We start from the raw sequence: 16,516 nt of genomic DNA on the forward strand, positions 1-16,516 counted from the left end.
ATCATGCATACCGGCGGGGCACGAGCCACCCGTGGGCCGGGCCCGGGACCAACAGCCCGGGGATCTCGTCCGCCCAGGAGAAACCGGGCGTGGCCAGCGACCGTGCCCTGATCCGCCGGACCGCGGCGGCCAAGATCTGGCGTTCCTTCTCCCGCAACGCCAAGTGGTCGTCCTCACCGATCACAATGGACGGTGCGAGCTGGCGGAACGGCGGGAACTGATAGGCGTCCTCGGTGTTGGACAGCAACGTGCTCATCGCGTCCTCCGGCGACATGTCACTGACTGCGTACGCTCCCCGCTCGATCACGAACAGCTCGGTCAACCTGCTTTCCGGTAGAATCTCGCACGGCAGCAGCCGGTCCACCGCGTACTTCGGCGGCGGCACGATCCGCTGGGTGAGCGCGTTCGCGCCCATGATCGGTACGTTGAGGTGGCTGAGGGCCAGCCCGAACTGGCGGCCCGTCCGGGAGTGCAGCAGGCTCTGCAGCCATAGCCGCCGCCACTCCCGGCGGGTCAGCTCGTCGGACTGCACCGCTCGCAGCGTGTGGTGGCTGATCGTCAGAGGCTTGGGGAAGCAGCCGGCCCGGCCGTCCGGGTACAGCACGATCATGTCGTCGGAGAGGAACTTCGCGCCGCGCTCCCGGACCAGCCGGAGTACAGTGCCGGTCTTCCCGGTGTCGGTCTTGGCAGAGATCAGCACGCCGGTCCCGTCGAGCTCCAGGCATGCCGAGTGCAGCAGCATCGCGCCCCGCGACACCGCCACGAACCGCAGCAGCGCCTCGAGGATGTTCGTGTAGACCACATGCGGCGACCGGGCGAGGCTGGGGGAGACGACCACCTCGATCGGGTCGCCGAGCGAGATCCGGAAGTTGGCCCCGAACCGGCCGAGGTGCTCGGAGTATTCGATCGCGGGCGGGCAGGCGAGCTGGGTGACGACCGCGCGCGGCAGTGGGTGCCGGCGGCCGGCCGGGCCGACCCGGATCTGGATCTCGGTGTCGTTGTCCAGCCACTGCGCACGGAAGTACTCGAGTTCCGCCAGCCGCACCTGTGAGCCGATCGTCGCCACTCCCGGAATGCAGTAGCGGTAGGGCAGGTACCGCGCCAGGTCGGGGGAACGCTTCAGGGTGATACCGACTGAGACCCTCGGGGCGGGGGTGACCTCGACGATGACCCGGGTGGCCTCGCGCGCGGATTGCTCTGCCTCTGGTTCGCCGCGGCCGTAGATCGCCCAGTCGGCCACCAAAAGCCGCACCAGGAACAGCAGGCCGAGGGTGAACGCGTTGGACAGCAGTACGCCCAGCCCGATGCCGTCGACGAGTAACGCGAGCACCGGCAGCCGCAGCGCCAGCAAGGCATGGTTGAGCAGGAAGAACCGAACAGCGCGGGAGACCATCGTGCCCGGTTTCGCGCCCCGGTAGACGAGCGTATCGGTGAGCACGAACAGCCAGGTCGTGGACGCCTCGGTGGCCAGTGTGGCGGCCACGAGGTAGTGCAGGCTCAGCAGGTGGTCGTACAACAACCACAGCACGGCCATGTTGACCACCAGCCCGGACAGCCCGACCAGCCCGAACGCCCCGGCGTGCAACAGTCGGCCCTTCGGCGACGAGGTCGCCTGCCGGCTCGACAGCGAGGTCCGCAGCCGGACCAGATGCCGCACGAACGTCATGCCTTCACGCGGCGAAGCCTTGCGGCGCCCGGCCGGCCGCCGCTCCATCCCGAACGGGACCTCCGCGATCCGCAGGCCCGGATGCCGGACCAGGATCTCCATCAGGATCTTGAACCCGGCCGGCCGCAACCGGTCGAGGTCGAGTGTGGCGCGGCGGACGGCGAAGAAGCCGCTCAGCGGGTCGCTCGGCTGACCGAGCCGGCGCGGGAAGACGGCCTTGGCGATCACGGTGGACAGAACGGGCACCACGTGCCTGCAGGTGGCGATCACCACGTCCACGCCCCGCGATCGGCCGATCTCGGCCAGCTGTGGCGCGAGTGCCGGCGGGTGCCGCAGGTCGCCGTCCAGCACCACGGCCCACGTGCCGCGTGCCTGCGCCAGACCGGCGAGCACCGCGCCGCCGAGCCCACCGTGCCGTTCGCCCGGCTCGCGAAGGATCAGCCGGATCGGGACGGCTGACAGCGCGGCCAGGGAAAGCACGACATCTCTGGCGCCGTCGTCGCTGTCGTCGACGAAAAGGATTTCCATCGACGGCCCTGAATTCTCCTCGGAAAGTCGCTGCAACACGATGGCGAGATCGTCGGTCTTGGTGCGGACCGGAATGATGACGCTGATCTCAGGCGGCTGGCTTTCCCGCGCCGAGGAGATATCGAATGGCGTAACGTCCGGATCGACCTCGCTTCTTTTTTTCGTGTTCTCGTGCACAGCTTCCCTTCCTGCACCTCGCGTGGACCGGTAACCAGCTCGACGAGGGACAGGCGAAGCGCAACAGAACTCGTCTTGCTTTCCCCAGTGCTTGACTGGGGAATCAGTCTGCGATCCGAGGATTGAAAAGAATAGGTGGCCATGTGTCTGGCCCCGTCTTGCTGTTGATTTCGGGGCCGGGAAAGAGGCTACTTGTCCTCGTCTGTGCTTCGATCCGACAATGGGCGCTCAATTTGATCATTCTTCTTTTCTGGATACGTGAGGAGAACTGTCTTGACGAATTCCATCGTTCGGCGCTCGCTGGCCGTGACAGGCGCGGCACTGTTCCTGTCCGGACTCCTGGCCGGGGGTGCGTCCGCCGCTCAAGCGGTCACAGAGGCCAGTGTCGCGCCGCAGTTGCGGTGCATCAGCCGGGTGGAACCTCCGGCCCGGGACGAAGACACTATTCGTGCGATTGCCGTGACCTCCTGCGGCCACCAGGTGGACGTGGTCCGGGTCCGGGTAATGCTGGAGAAATTCGAGGCCGGCGAATGGAGGACCGTCGCGCACGGCGCCGGCAGGAATCAGGAGGCTCGCCGGGTGGAGGCTGTCGCCGACGTTCAGTGTCAGCGAGGCCGGTACCGGGCAGTATCCATGCACTTCGCAAGCGATAGCGAGGGCACCAACACCAATCGTAAAGAGAGTGATCCTGTCCAGATCTGGTGCCGCTGACCCCGTGCTCGCAGCTTCGACTCGATCGAACATGAGTTCGCTGTCTGCAACGGACGCTTCTGTCAGTTGATGAGAAGGCCTTGGCACCGCGGTGCTCGTCGCGGTGTCAAGGCCTGTCCACGATCGGCCGATCGATTCCGGGGCCGGGAAAGAGGCTACTTGCGGTCCCCTGTGTTCCGATTTGACAATGGCGTCGTTGGTCATTCTTCTTTTCTTGACAAACCTGGGAGAACTGTCGTGACGAACTCATTGATCAGACGCTCGGTGGCCGTGGCGGGTGTGACACTCTTCATGTCTGGTCTGCTGTCCGGGGTCGCCCCCGCCGGGGCGGCGATCACTGGGACCGGTGTGGCGCTGCCGCAATTGCAGTGCGAGGGCAGGGTGGATCGCCCCGAGCAAGACGGCGACCGTGTGCGTGCCCGCGCCGTAACCCGCTGTCGCGACGAGGCGGACGTGATCGGGGTGCGAGTGTGGCTGCAGAAATACGACCGCGACGACGACAAATGGGAGAACGTCAGGGAGGGTTCCGAAAGGAGGGAGAACGCACGCTGGGTGCGCGCCGACGCCGAAACTCGGTGCGAACGAGGCCGGTACCGGACAGTATCCGTGCACTTCGCACGCGATGACCGGGATCGCTACCGGGATCGTGAGGAGAGCGATCCTGTCTGGATCGGCTGCCGCTGACCCGCGCTCGCGGCTTCATGACGATCCGATCGAATATGAGCTCGCTGTCCGCAATGGACGCTTCTGTTGATGCCGGGCAAGCCTCGGCACCGCAGTCTGGCGCTGTGGTGCCGAGGCTTTCGCATGCGGCGAGATTTGTCCACAATCGGCCAATCAACCAAACACGCCACCTCAGCCCTATGGGACTTTCAGGGGGACGTCGTAGCGTTAGGTGGTGGGTTGGGTACCGAGTGCATCGAGACGATGCGGAGTCCGAGGTTCTGGACCATCGCCAGGATCCCGTGCAGGTGTGAGTCGTCGACCACGTCGCCGTAGATGATCGTTTCGGGTGCGGCGGGAACGATGTGCATTTCACCGAATTCACCGAAGGCGTGTCGTGCGCGGTCCGACACGTGTCCAGTCACGCGAAACTCATAGCGTGTCTGCGACATGGCTTCACCTGCTGCTCGGGCTCGGGGGTGATGATGTGTAGCGGGCGGTCAGCGCTGTTCGTCGATGCGTGTTTCCTCGTCCTGGACGACCTCGCCGTGGACGACGACGGCCCAGATGACCAGGACGTCCAGGGCGATGATGATGGTCGTCCAGATGGGATAGGCGGCCAGGAAAGCCAGTTGACTGATCGCGTTGAAGCTGACCAGGATGACCGCGACGACGCGAGCCCACGCGGCACCGGTGAACAACGCGAGCCCGACGACGATGGCGCACGCGCCGACGATGAGGTGGATCCAGCCCCACGCGGTCATGTCGAACACCAGGAGGCCGTTGCTGCCGACAATGTAGTACTCGTTCCTGAACAGGGCGACGATGCCCTCGATCACGGTGAAGAACCCGGTAATGATCAAGATGGTTCCGGCGAACCAGATCCAGTTCGACCACGTCGAGCGAGTGTGCACACCCATCTTTCCTCCCTGTGCCACCGCCGGCGGTATCACCGGCACCGGGACTACCGTGGTAGGTGCGGCCAGAGGGCCACTTCGCCCGCGAGAGGTGAGATGGATCGCCGAGTGGCCTCGTCCCTTCGCGACAGTGCGGTGAGAGACTGATGGAACGCACGTTCCTACGCTGGAAGGCAGTGGGGATGCCGGAGGCTCGGTCAGGCAGGGTACGGCCGCGGGTACCGCGGACCAAGATCGTCGTGCCGGAGTTGCCGGCCCGGATGGTCTCTCGTGCGCGATTGTGGACAGAGCTGGATCGAGCGCAGGACAGTGCGGTCACCCTGGTCCAGGCTCCCGCGGGGTTCGGCAAGACGCTGCTGCTGGCGGAATGGGTCCGGCGAGGACACTCGTCGGACACGGCATGGGTGTCGCTGGACTCCGACGACAACGACGACCGCCGTTTCTGGTCGGCGGTGCTCGCGGCGCTGGACGCCTGCCCAGCCATCCCCCCTGACAATCCGTTGCGGGAGTTGGTATTGCCGGCGTTGCCGAGCACCGATCCCGGTTTTCTCGCCGAGATCGTCGACGTGCTGGACGGCCTGCCGTCACCGGTGCGGCTGGTGCTCGATGACTTGCACGAGCTCACGGCCGTGGAACCGTTACAGGGCACGGAAACGCTCATCCGCTTCCAGCCCGCTGGGCTCAGGATGGTGTTGCTGAGCCGGTTCGGTCCGCGGCTTCCGCTGGCGCGGTTGCGATTGTCGGGCCAGATGCGGGAAGTACGCGCCGAAGAGCTGCAGTTCACAATGGATGAAGCCGATGCCCTGCTCGGGGCCGCGGGCGTTGGGCTGCTTGCCGGGCAGATACGGCAACTCGTGCAGTGCACCGGAGGATGGGCGGCCGCTTTGCGGCTGGCCGCTCAGGCATTGACCGAAACCGATGCCCCGGAGCAGTTCCTGGCCGATCGCACAGGGATCGATAGGGCCGTGGCCGGCTACCTGATCGATGAGGTTCTGTCCTGGCTGCCGGATGCGAAACAGGAGTTCCTGCGCACGATCAGCGGGTGCGAGGAGGTGTCGGCCTCCTTGGCGGCCGCGGTATCCGGACAGGCCGACGCCGGCGAGATGCTCGGCTGTCTCGAGCGCGAGACCGCGTTGGTCGTCAGCACCGGAACCGGAAGACGTTGGTACCGCGTACATGCGCTGCTCCGCTCGCACCTGCACGCTGACCTCCAGCGGCAAGCTCCCGGTCGCGCCGCGACATTGCACGGCAAGACAGCCGACTGGCTCGCGGCGCACCAGCGCACGTCACAGGCGATGGCGCACGCCTGTCTTGCAGTGGACCGTGAGCGCGTCGGCGACCTGCTTCGGCACAACGCATTGCCGCTGGTCCTGACCGGCGAGCACGTGGTGCTGCGCCGTGCCGTCGCCGTGCTGGGCGACGAATCGTTCGCCGACGAGCCATGGCCGGCATTGATCACCGCGTTGTTGCACCTGGAGTCCGGCGAGCCGGCTGCGGCGTCGGCCGATCTGGCGCGCGCCGGAGCGATTCGGCCGGCCGGACAGACACCTGAGCTCGAGTCATTGCGACAGTTCGTCTGCTCGTGCCTCACCCAGTTCGCCGGCGGGATCGACGACATGTCGCGGATTACGGAGAGTCCCACTTCACCGGCTGGGAACGCGCCGGCCGTCGACGCGCTGGCAAAGCTCCACCAGGGCACAGTGCTGCTGCACGCTGGGCATCGGGCCCGGGCGCGTGAACTCCTGCAGGCCGCACTTGCGGACGCACGGCGCAACGGCTACGACTACCTGTCTGCACAATGCCTGACGATCCTTGGTCGTATCGCGGCAGCCGAAGGTGACTTTCGGCTGATGAACGAACTGGCGACGACGGTCGACTCGCGGCTCGCGGGCGGATTGCCCGCGAAGACGGCAGGCATGGCGGCGCGCCTGCTGCTTGCGTACGGCGCACTGCTGCGCGCGGACCCCGCTGAGTGTCTGTACCAGACGGCTCGAGCGGCCGACTTGTTCGACGCAGGGGCTCCGCCGGCGAGCCTCCTGATGCACACCCTGCGGGGCGCCGCCCAGTTCGATACCGGTGACCGTTCGGCCGGGCTCCGGCAGATGCGGGAAGCAAGGCTGAACGCGGCGGGTGGTCACTTCGCGCCGGACGAGGTCGCGCTTGCCGCTGTCGTGGAACATCGGGCCGCCACGCTGCTCGGGTGGGGCGGCGTCGCCGGCGCCGTGGTGCGCTGGGTGAGTGAGGTGATTCCGGCCTCGGGTGAGTTGCTGCTGATCCGTGCCCGCACTCAGGCGGCGTCGCACCGATACGGCACTGCCCGGGCTGTTCTCCAGCCGCTGCTCGACGGCTTTGCCCACCCTTTGCTGCCCTGGTCGATCGTCGAGGCGCGGTTGCTTGAGACGGAGATCGCGCTCCGTACCGCGCAGGCCACTCAGGCGCGCCGCGCATTGCGGACAGCGCTGTCGCTCGCCGCGCCGATGGATGCGCTGTATCCGGTGGTGTTCGCCGCGCACGAGGTGATCGAGCTGCTCATCGGGCTGATCGGCGGGCTCGGTGCGGAGGAGGACTTCGCCCGCCGCGTACTGGCTGCCCGGAGTTTGATCGGCGTGCAGTCGGCGCCGATATCGCTGACCGATCGGGAGCGCGGGGTGCTACGACTGCTGCCGACACAGCGCTCGTTCGCGGAGATCGCGCAAGATCTGACGGTATCCCCGAACACAGTCAAGACGCATGTGCGGGCGATCTACACCAAACTCGGCGTCGGTACCCGCCGCGACGCCCTCGCGGTCGCCGTCGACCAGGGACTTATCGAAGCCCCGTCGTGGACCGCCGGCCTGAGAGCCGCCCGTTAGGGGGTAGGGGAACCAATGGCGGTACGGCCACAGATCCAGCGAACTGCTTTCGAGCGGGTCCGGCAGACGGCTCGAGCCGGTGAGCTGCCCCGGCACACCCGGTGGCGGGTTCCCCGCGCCAAGATCGCGGTGCCGCGGGTGCCGGTCAGCTTCGTCCGGCGAGAGCGGTTGCGGCGCCTGCTCGACCAGGCGGCGGAAGTCCCGGTCACCGTGATATGCGCGCCGGCGGGTTATGGAAAAACGCTCATGCTCGCGGATTGGGTCACGGCGACCCCCGTGGCCTGGGTGTCGCTGGACCGCGACGACAACGATGCCAGCCGATTCTGGTCGGCCGTGCTCAGTGCCATGGCCGAGTGCGTTCCCAGCGACAGCCCGTTGCGAGACCTCGCACCACCGGCGGTGGCCGACGAGCCGGGTTTTCTCGCCGAGGTCGTCGACGCCCTTGACGCGCTGGACACCCCGCTGCGACTGGTGCTGGATGACGTGCACGAGATCGTGGCGCTGCGGACACTGCGCGGCGTCGAGGCGCTCATCCGGTATGTACCCAAGGGGCTGCGGCTGGTGCTGTCCACCCGGCTCGACCCTCCGCTCCCGTTGGCTCGGTTGCGTTCCCAGGGCAACCTGGCCGAGATCCGTGCGAACCGGCTGCGGTTCTGCCCCGATGACGCCGCGGCAATGCTCCGCGCTGCCGGAGTCGAACTCGATGACGAGCAGTTGCGGCTGCTCGTCGACCAGACCGAGGGGTGGGCGGCCGGGCTGCGGCTGGCCGCACTTTCGCTGCGCGACGCGGCCGACCGCGACGAGTTCCTCGCGGACTTCGCTGCCGACGACCGATCCGTGGCCGACTACCTCGTCGGCGAGGTGCTGACTCGCTTGCCCGGGCGGACCAGGGAGTTCCTGCGGGTGATCAGTGTCTGCGACGAGGTGTCGCCACCCCTGGCGGCGGCGCTGTCCGGGCTGGATGACGCCGGCGTGCTCCTGGATGTGCTGGAGCGTGAGAGTTCGCTGGTGACGAGCGTCGACATAGGCGGGCAGCGGTATCGGATCCACACCTTGCTGCGCTCGTACCTGCGTGCTGACCTCGACCGGCAGCAGCCGGAGCGGACGGCCGAGCTGCACGGTACGGCCGCTAAATGGTTCGCATCCGAACAGCGGGTGCTGGAGGCGCTCGACCACGCTGGACAGGCCGGGGACCAGGACATGGTCGTGGCCCTCCTGCACCGGCATGCCGTCATGTTGCTGCTCACTGGCGAGCACCATGACGTCACCCGGGCGTTGGCGCTGGTCGGCCCCGGCACGGTCACGCAAGATCCTTCGCTTGCCCTGATATCCGCGTTCGCGCACCTCGCAACCGGCGAACTGGCCGCGGCAGAGACGGATTTCGCCTGCAGTAACGCCATCTGGCCATCCACATGCAGCACCGACATGGCGTTGCTCCGCTGGCTCGTGGGAGCACATCTCGCGCTCGTCCGGGGCAAACCCTCGGCTGCGCTGTTGACGGCGGAGTATCCGGGCGGGTTGCTGTCGATGGGCGCTGGGCTCGAGGCCTGGGCTCGAATGGCTGTCGGCTGGACTTCGCTGTATGCCGCGGACCTGGCTACCGCCCGGCGAGAATTGCGGGAAGCTCTCCGGCTCGCCCGCGGTAATGGCTTCGATCACCTTGTCGTGCAATGCCAGACAGTCCTCGGCGCGGCCTGCGCTTTGAGCGGCGACTATCCCGCGATGGCGGAGGCGTCAGCGGCGGCCATCGGTCTGGCGAGTGAGCGAGGCTGGTGCCGGGCGCCCTGGCTGGCGACTGACTACCTGGTACTCGCCTTCGCGCGCTTGCTGCGGCTCGATCCGGCGGGATCGAGGCACTATGCGGCGCAGGCTGAACGGGCGAACCGCGCGGCGCACGAGCCGAGACTTCGATTCATGATCAGTTTCGTCGAAGGGGCGGCACGTTTCGACGCGGGTGACCGCTTGACCGGGTTGCACCGGATGAGGCAGGCGCGCCGGCAGCTCGGTGACGTTGTCCTGTTGCCGGAACTGGCCGCCACAGTCGCGGTCCTGGAGCATCGTTGCACGGTCAAGCTCGGCCAGCACGCCCACGCACGGGAGGTCTTCGACTGGACGCGGGCCCGGATAGGTGACACGGCCGAGTTGTCCCTGCTGGAAGCGTGGTCGCTTGCCATGACCGCGCAGGCTGGTGTGTCCCGGGCGCTGCGTGGCGCCTTGGATGTCGCCCGGCCGCGGTTGTCTCCGATCACTCGCGTTGAGGCCCGACTGCTGGAGACGACCATCGAGCTGCGCCAAGGACAGCGGACCAAGGCGCGATGCGCGCTGGAGGCCGCACTGGCACTTGCCGAACCGGCGGGGTTGATCCTGCCGTTCGGCGAAGCCGGCTCGTCGGTGCGGCAGCTGCTGGTTGATCAGCAGGGTGGTTTCGGGGTGCTGGACGACTTCGCAAGCCGGGTCTGCGAAGCGGTCACCAGGTTTCATGCCGGGCGGACACACGGTGCCCTGACTCAGCGCGAGCAGGCCGTACTGGCCAGACTGCCTTCACAGTGGCCGCTCGACGAGATCGCATCGGATCTCACCTTGTCCGTGAACACGGTGAAGACGCATGTGCGCTCGGTCTACACGAAACTCGGCGTGAGCAACCGCCGTGCGGCGGTGGTCGCGGCCCGCGAACTCGGCTTGATCTAACAGTGTTGATGGTCCTCGCTCCGCTCGGACGGGCTTTGTCGCCAAAGCCGGTGCACCGCTTGACTTCCGTCAGGAACTCAGTTCCGGCGAGGACCGAAGAGGCTACTCCGCCTGAGTTTCGGGTCTTACGACGTCCACGCCGCGACCCCACAACCAATGGTGGACAACGACTTTCACCGCCGCCGTCACTGGAAGCGCGACGATCGCACCGAGCAGGCCGGCGACCGAGACGCCGACGAGTGTGGCGACGAACGCCGTCGCCGGGGTGAGTGCGATGGCCCGCGCGAAGACGTGCGGCGCAAGCAGGTAGTTCTCGATGAGTTGGTACACGCAGAAATAACCCACTGTCGCGACCGCGAACCAAATGTTGTCCTCGGTGAGCACCGCCGCCGTGCTGAGGATCGCCGCGAGCAGTGCACCGACCTGCGGGATGGCATCGAGAATCGCGACGGCCAATGCGAGCATGGCCGGGTGGGGCGCTCCGATGAGCAGGAAGAACAGAAATGACACCGCACCCGCACACGCGGACAGCACCGCCTGCCCGCTGACATAGCCTCCGACCTTCGCCACAACCTGCTCGATCAGCAGAGCACGTTCAGGGGTGCCGAGCAGCCGCCCGGCAGCGGCCAGGATGCGGGGCATGGCAAGGGAGAAGTACACCAGCAGGGCGAGCACCGTGATGCCGGCGGCGACAGCGCCGACCATCTCCCCGAAGACCCCGAGTGCCGCGGCGAATGACGAGACGGCGATGCCGGCGGCGGCGCGCAGGGCGGCCGCGAGTTCGTCCTGCCGGCGGGCATCGGTGAGCGGGGAGTCGCGGAGGTGCAACCGGTCGGCCAGCACGTCGAGGCGCTCGGGTACCTCGGCGGCGAACGCCCCGAGCTGGCGCACGGCGGGGATCACGAACAGCAGGATCAGTGCCACGATCACCGCCACGGCGACGGCCGGCACGACTGCACAAGCAGTCCGGCGACGTACACCACGGCGTATCAGTGCGCGAATCACTGGCTCCACACCCATCGCGAGAAAGAGACCGAAAGCCGCCAACGACAGCGCTCCTCGCGCCAGGTAGGCGAGGGCCACCAGCGCTCCCACACCGATCACCACCAAGGTGATCGCGGCGTAGTCCCGCAACGGCATTCGGCGACCGGAAATGTTGTCCTCCGACGGGTGCGTCGCCATGTGAGCCCTTTCCCCTTGTGGTGGTCCGGTCCTACAGCGTGGCTTGTGACTGAGCACGAGCCTCACCCGCTGAGGATGAGATCGCCGGGGTGGTGCGGGGCCGGCTGCCGGCCAGCCGGATACGGGCACTGGAGCCGCGGGCTTCGTGAAGCCAGGCAGGCCGGTTGTCCCATCCTCGCTGGGTGACGTCCGGCCTGGGCGGATCCGCGCATACTCGGGCCCCGTCGAGCAAAGGAAGGCAAGAGGAGACAACAATGGCTACGTTGACCATCTGGCGGTACGACACTCCCGGCGGCGCGAACCAGGCAGTGCACACTCTCGAGTCGTTGGCCGCGTCAGGTCTGATCACGTTGCATGACGCGGCGACCGTGTCATGGGCGGAAGGTGCGAAGAAGCCAAAGACAAGGCAACTGCGCAACCTCGCCGGCAGGGGAGCCCTCGGCGGAATGTTCTGGGGGATGCTGTTCGGGCTGATCTTCTTCGTACCGCTGCTCGGAGCGGCGATCGGAGCGGCGACCGGCGCGCTGGCGGGCACGTTCTCCGACGTCGGCATCGACGACAAGCTGATAGCGCGAATCCGCGACCAGGTCACCCCGGGCACGTCGGCGTTGTTCTTGCTCAGCTCGGATGCCGTGCTGGACAAGATCAAGGAGGCGATGGCCGGACAGGGACGGCCGGAACTGTTGTTCGCCAGCCTTTCCGATGAGCAGGAGGAGGCCTTGCGCGCGGCGTTCGCCGAGGAACCCGACCCGCCGTTGAAATGAGGGGCGCGCCTTGACGGCCAGGCTTCCGCGAATGCCGTGGTATGCGGCGGCTGGCCAGATCCAGCTCCACATCTCGGCAACTTCCCCCAGGCGTTCACGCACCTCGCCCTGGTCGCCGGCGCCATAGCACTCGATGAAGAGCTCGACCGGGCGGAAGCCCGGCCGTCAAGGAGTCTCATGTGAGGCCACGCGGCGAAGGCGGCACTTATGGCTGAAGCAGGTACCTACCGGGCACTGCGAGCGGTGCTCATCCCGCTCGCGCTCGCGCAGTTCATCTGCAGCTTCGCCGGCTCGAACATGAATGTCATGCTCAAGGACATCAGCGCGGACCTCCACACGACGGTGCAGGGCGTGCAGGTCACGATCACGATCTTTCTGCTGGTCATGGCCGCCCTGATGATTCCCGGCGGCAAGGTGACCGACCGATACGGCCGGAAGCGGTGCTTCGTCGCAGGTCTCGCCCTGTATGGCGTCGGCGCCGTGCTGAGCGCGGTCGCCCCGGGGTTGGGCGTCCTCATCCTCGGCAACTCGATCCTCGAAGGTGTCGGTACGGCGTTGCTCATCCCGCCCGTCTACATCCTCACGACGCTGCTGTTCACAGAGGTGGCCTCACGCGCCCGCGCGTTCGGGGTCATCATGGCGATGGGCGGCATCGGCGGCGCGTCGGGACCGCTGATCGGAGGGCTCATCACCTCGGTGCTCAACTGGCGCGCGGCCTTCGTGTTCCAGGCCCTGGTGATAGTGCTGATCATTCTGCTCGGCCGCCGGATCAAAGATCCTTTGCCCCCGGACCCTGCGTGCCCTATCGACATCGGCGGAGTGGTCCTGTCGGCCGTCGGCATGGTCCTCGTTGTCATGGGAATCCTGGCGGCTGACGACAACGGCTGGCTGATGCTCGCCCTGCTCGTCCTCGGCGGACTCGTCCTGGCGTGGTTCTTCCGATGGATACGCGCCAAAGAAAAGGCCGGCGGCAAGCCGCTGATATCGACGAGCGTGTTCCGCAATCGCACCTCCAATCTCGGTCTCGTCACGCAGAACACGCAGTGGCTGCTGCTCATGGGGACGTCGTTCGTCGTGGCGGCGTACCTCCAGGTCGTGCGCGGGTACAACGCGATCCAGACCGGTCTGATTTTCACGGCGGCCACGCTGGGCCTGCTCGTGTCGTCAGTATCCGCCGAGCGCCTGGCGAAACGGCGCGCCCAGCGAACGCTCATCGTGGCAGGCTTCGTCGTGACGATCGCCGGCATCGGCGTCCTGCTCGCCATGGTGGCCGTCTCTCCGAGTGTCTGGGCCTCCGTACCCGGACTTCTCCTGGTCGGACTGGGACTCGGCGTGATGCTGACCCCGTCGGTCAACGTCGTGCAGTCGAGCTTCGGCGAGGAGCAGCAGGGCGAGATCTCGGGCCTGTCGCGCGCTGTGTCGAACCTCGGCTCCTCGCTCGGTACGGCCATCGCCGGCACGATCCTCGTCGCCAGCTTCACGTCCCATGCATATGCCGCCGCGATGATCACACTGGCGGCCGTCGGGCTCGGCGGACTCGCTGCCGCGGCGTTCCTCCCCAGGGACCTGGCCCCAGGCACCCCGCCTACGAGCCGAGGTGAGCTTTGAGCCGGCCGAAGACGCGAGTTGTCGAGCAACGCGGTCCGCAGCCCAGCCGTGCCTTCGACGTTGTCGGCGCAGTGTTGTCGGCGACCTGGTCGACGGCTGGCAAGGCGTGTTCGTCGCCCGCAACGATGTCGTCCTATTCGGACAGATGGCCAAGGGCGGTGTGGCGCCCACGGTCTGAGGTGACGCAGACTGTCGAGTCTGGAATGCAGGCGGCTGCGATGAGCGATGCGCAAGCAGCGAGCGCGTTGGCAGGAAAAGGGATCACCGGTCCTACGGCCGACGAACTCATCCGGATCAATGCCGCGGCGCGTGTGGACGGATTGCGTGCCGCCATCCTCGTAATGGGCGCGTTCGCGCTCATTGGCATGACATTCGCCGTGCGTCTGCCTCGCCGGCCCCGACTGCACTCGGTACCAGACCACTAGCCCTCGTGCGACCATCGAGGCATGCCGGCTCGGACATTGGGAAACCTGCCTGTCGAACAAACCAGTTTCGTCGGTCGACGGCGTGAACTATCCGAGGCGCGCCGCCAGCTGTCCACATCGCGGCTGGTGACCTGCACCGGACCCGGCGGGGTGGGCAAGACCCGGCTGGCGTTGCGGATCGGCGCGCAGTGCCAGCGGGCGTTTCCCGACGGTGTCTGGCTCGTCGAGCTGGCCGGCCTCAACGAGGGGGAACTGATCGCCGATGCCGTTGCCGACACCTTCGGGCTGTCGGATCATCGCGCCGATCCGACCGGCCGGTTGGCCGAGTACCTTCAGGACAAGCACCTGTTGCTGGTGCTCGACAACTGCGAGCATCTGGTGGACGCCTGCGCTGTGCTGCTGACCAAGTTGCTGACGGCGGCGCCCCGTCTGCACATCCTGGCCACCAGTCGGCAGCTTCTCAGGATGGAAGGCGAGCAGCTTCTTCCGCTGGCACCGCTCACGGTGTTCCCGTCGGACGGGGCCGGCGGCGCTGGAGAGCGGTTCGCCTCCGAGGCGGTCACCCTGTTCGCCGACCGGGCGGCCGCCGCAGCGCCCAGCTTCCGGCTCACCGGCGAGAACCTGGCTGAAGTGCACGCCATCTGCCGGCGGCTCGACGGTATCCCGCTGGCCATCGAACTGGCAGCGGTGCGGTGCCGCGGGCTCGGGCCCACCGAGATACTGGCCCACCTGGACGATGCGTTCGCATTGCTGACGTCCGAGCGCCGTGGGGGCGATCCGAGGCACCGCACCCTGGAGACGGCGATGGCGGGGAGTCATCGTCTGTGCAGCCCGACCGAGCAGCGGATGTGGGCGCGGCTGTCGATGTTCGCCGACGACTTCGGCCTCGATGCGGTCGAGGCCGTGTGTTCTGGGGACGGGATCGACCGGTCCGAGGTGTTCGACCTTGTTGTCGGCCTGGCCGACAAATCCATCGTGATCCGGGTTGACGGGTCCTACGGCCGGCAGGCGCGGTTCCGGCAGCTGGTCACCGTCCGGCAGTACGGAGCACGCGAGCTGGCCAGCTCTGGCGAGGAACTCGCGGTCCGCGAACGGCACCTGGGCTACTACCGCGCCCTGGTCGATCGCGGGGAGAACGCCTACTTCCACGCCTGTGAGATCGCGTGGTTCACCGAGTTGCGCCGCGAACACCGCAACCTGCGGTCCGTGCTTGAGTTCTGCCTTGCCGACCCCGCCCGTGCGCCCGTCGCCCTGGACATCGTTGCCCGGCTTCAGTTCTACTGGTTTGCCTGCGGCCTCCTCCGCGAAGGGGGACTGTGGTCGCGCCGGGCGCTCGCGGCTGCCCCGCAACCAAGCGCGGTGCGTGCCCATGCACTGGTGGCGTGTGCGTATCTGCTGGAGTTCTGCGGCGAGTATGACGCGGTGGCGAGCATGCTCGACGAAGCGTGTGTGCTGGCCGGACAGTTCGGGGACCCCGCCACCATCGCGCAGGCCGACTGGTGTCGAGCGCTGCGTGCCATCTACCTTGGCGACGCGCCGAGCGCGCTCACGCTGCTCAATCGGGCGATGGTCGGATTCCGTGCGGCGTCGGACATGGCGGGCGTCTTCCGCACGTTGATAATGCACGGAATCGCCGCGTTCACCGTCGCGCCAGACGAAGGACGGGTATCCGCGGAACAGGCACGCGCATTGGTCGAGCTGGCGGGGGCCGGCTGGTCGAAGTGCATCGTGCTGCGGCTGCTTGGCCGGTACCGGCTCGCCGACGGTGCGCTCCAGGAGACAGCGGCCCTGTTCGAAGAGGCCCTGTCGCTGGCCTGGCAGACCTACGATCTGCGCGCGATCGGCCGGTGCGTCGAGGTGCTGGGATGGTGCGCCTCGGGTGATGGCAGGCACGAGCGGGCGGCTCTGCTCTGGGGTGCGGCCGACACGCTGCGGCGGTTCGTCGGGGCTGAGCCGAGTTATCCGCACATCTCCAAGCTCTTCGTCCAGTACGAGCGGATCACCCGGGACGCGCTCACCGAGCACGGGTTCGAGGCAGCCCTTGCCAGGGGCAAGGCGATGTCGCCGGCCGAAGTGGTCGAGTTCACGCTGGAAAAGGCGGCTCCCAGTCACGAGAAGGCGACGGCGGCCCAACTCACCCGTCGCGAGACAGAGATCGCCGAGCTGGTAGGGCAAGGGCTGACGAACAAGGAGATCGCCGCTCGGCTTGTGATCGCGCAGCGCACCGCCGAGGGCCATGTCGAGCGCATCCTGGACAAGTTGGGCTTCCGATCGCGGGTCCAGATAGCGGCCTGGATCAAGGGCGGCGCCGACGACGCGTGACCCGGCCGTAAGC

The 16,516-nt window shown here is 67.2% G+C and carries 12 protein-coding genes; 8 read left to right on the forward strand and 4 right to left on the reverse strand.

The genetic code is table 11. The features are described 5' to 3' along the window. Position 1: 1 nt before the first annotated feature. Positions 2 to 2,371 carry a GtrA family protein gene (locus JOF56_RS19225; protein WP_209639970.1) on the reverse strand — a complete coding sequence of 790 codons (2,370 nt, stop codon included), beginning with the start codon at positions 2,369 to 2,371 and terminating at the stop codon, positions 2 to 4. A 273-nt stretch (positions 2,372 to 2,644) separates the two neighbouring features. On the opposite strand from JOF56_RS19225, the gene JOF56_RS19230 reads away from it, so the two are divergent. Next, positions 2,645 to 3,082, forward strand: coding sequence for a hypothetical protein (locus JOF56_RS19230; RefSeq protein WP_209639973.1), 438 nt, complete (start codon positions 2,645 to 2,647; stop codon positions 3,080 to 3,082). Between the two features lie 237 nt (positions 3,083 to 3,319). Next, a complete protein-coding gene (locus tag JOF56_RS19235; protein ID WP_209639976.1) occupies positions 3,320 to 3,766 on the forward strand; it encodes a hypothetical protein in 447 nt (148 codons plus the stop codon). Positions 3,767 to 3,954: 188 nt separating this feature from the next. Here the strand turns inward: JOF56_RS19235 and JOF56_RS19240 are convergent, their stop codons facing one another. Next, the gene (locus JOF56_RS19240) at positions 3,955 to 4,197 is read right to left on the reverse strand and encodes a DUF8691 family protein (RefSeq protein ID WP_209639979.1); all 243 of its coding nucleotides are present in this window, start codon (positions 4,195 to 4,197) and stop codon (positions 3,955 to 3,957) included. A 48-nt stretch (positions 4,198 to 4,245) separates the two neighbouring features. Then, positions 4,246 to 4,665, reverse strand: a complete 420-nt coding sequence (locus JOF56_RS19245; RefSeq protein ID WP_245378309.1) for a DUF7144 family membrane protein — start codon at positions 4,663 to 4,665, stop codon at positions 4,246 to 4,248. A 143-nt stretch (positions 4,666 to 4,808) separates the two neighbouring features. Between JOF56_RS19245 and JOF56_RS19250 the strand changes: the two genes are divergently transcribed. Both JOF56_RS19250 and JOF56_RS19255 read left to right on the forward strand, forming a co-directional pair. Then, entirely contained in the window at positions 4,809 to 7,514 is a 2,706-nt protein-coding gene (locus tag JOF56_RS19250) for a winged helix-turn-helix domain-containing protein (RefSeq protein WP_209639982.1), read from the forward strand. Positions 7,515 to 7,529: 15 nt separating this feature from the next. After that, positions 7,530 to 10,202, forward strand: coding sequence for a winged helix-turn-helix domain-containing protein (locus JOF56_RS19255; protein WP_209639985.1), 2,673 nt, complete (start codon positions 7,530 to 7,532; stop codon positions 10,200 to 10,202). Between the two features lie 102 nt (positions 10,203 to 10,304). On the opposite strand, the gene JOF56_RS19260 is transcribed toward JOF56_RS19255, so the two are convergent. After that, positions 10,305 to 11,384, reverse strand: a complete 1,080-nt coding sequence (locus JOF56_RS19260; protein WP_209639988.1) for an AI-2E family transporter — start codon at positions 11,382 to 11,384, stop codon at positions 10,305 to 10,307. A 254-nt stretch (positions 11,385 to 11,638) separates the two neighbouring features. Here JOF56_RS19260 and JOF56_RS19265 point away from each other — a divergent pair, with 254 nt between their 5' ends. From JOF56_RS19265 to JOF56_RS19280, 4 genes are all read left to right on the forward strand, one after another. Then, positions 11,639 to 12,148 carry a DUF1269 domain-containing protein gene (locus JOF56_RS19265; protein WP_209639991.1) on the forward strand — a complete coding sequence of 170 codons (510 nt, stop codon included), beginning with the start codon at positions 11,639 to 11,641 and terminating at the stop codon, positions 12,146 to 12,148. Between the two features lie 207 nt (positions 12,149 to 12,355). Next, positions 12,356 to 13,756, forward strand: coding sequence for an MFS transporter (locus tag JOF56_RS19270; protein WP_209639994.1), 1,401 nt, complete (start codon positions 12,356 to 12,358; stop codon positions 13,754 to 13,756). A 218-nt stretch (positions 13,757 to 13,974) separates the two neighbouring features. Beyond that, positions 13,975 to 14,181, forward strand: coding sequence for a hypothetical protein (locus JOF56_RS19275; protein ID WP_209639997.1), 207 nt, complete (start codon positions 13,975 to 13,977; stop codon positions 14,179 to 14,181). A gap of 21 nt (positions 14,182 to 14,202) precedes the next feature. After that, a complete protein-coding gene (locus JOF56_RS19280) occupies positions 14,203 to 16,503 on the forward strand; it encodes an ATP-binding protein (RefSeq protein ID WP_209640000.1) in 2,301 nt (766 codons plus the stop codon). Positions 16,504 to 16,516 lie beyond the last annotated feature (13 nt).

The sequence above is a fragment of the Kibdelosporangium banguiense genome (assembly GCF_017876405.1).
GTDB lineage: Bacteria > Actinomycetota > Actinomycetes > Mycobacteriales > Pseudonocardiaceae > Kibdelosporangium > Kibdelosporangium banguiense.

What these genes read in the sequence shown, in the direction of transcription:
- JOF56_RS19270 (WP_209639994.1), top strand. Translation starts at nt 12,356, where the DNA reads ATGGCTGAAGCAGGTACCTACCGGGCACTGCGAGCGGTGCTCATCCCG.
- JOF56_RS19245 (WP_245378309.1), bottom strand. Translation starts at nt 4,665, where the DNA reads ATGGGTGTGCACACTCGCTCGACGTGGTCGAACTGGATCTGGTTCGCC.
- JOF56_RS19275 (WP_209639997.1), top strand. Translation starts at nt 13,975, where the DNA reads ATGAGCGATGCGCAAGCAGCGAGCGCGTTGGCAGGAAAAGGGATCACC.
- JOF56_RS19250 (WP_209639982.1), top strand. Translation starts at nt 4,809, where the DNA reads ATGGAACGCACGTTCCTACGCTGGAAGGCAGTGGGGATGCCGGAGGCT.
- JOF56_RS19265 (WP_209639991.1), top strand. Translation starts at nt 11,639, where the DNA reads ATGGCTACGTTGACCATCTGGCGGTACGACACTCCCGGCGGCGCGAAC.
- JOF56_RS19255 (WP_209639985.1), top strand. Translation starts at nt 7,530, where the DNA reads ATGGCGGTACGGCCACAGATCCAGCGAACTGCTTTCGAGCGGGTCCGG.
- JOF56_RS19280 (WP_209640000.1), top strand. Translation starts at nt 14,203, where the DNA reads ATGCCGGCTCGGACATTGGGAAACCTGCCTGTCGAACAAACCAGTTTC.
- JOF56_RS19240 (WP_209639979.1), bottom strand. Translation starts at nt 4,197, where the DNA reads ATGTCGCAGACACGCTATGAGTTTCGCGTGACTGGACACGTGTCGGAC.
- JOF56_RS19260 (WP_209639988.1), bottom strand. Translation starts at nt 11,384, where the DNA reads ATGGCGACGCACCCGTCGGAGGACAACATTTCCGGTCGCCGAATGCCG.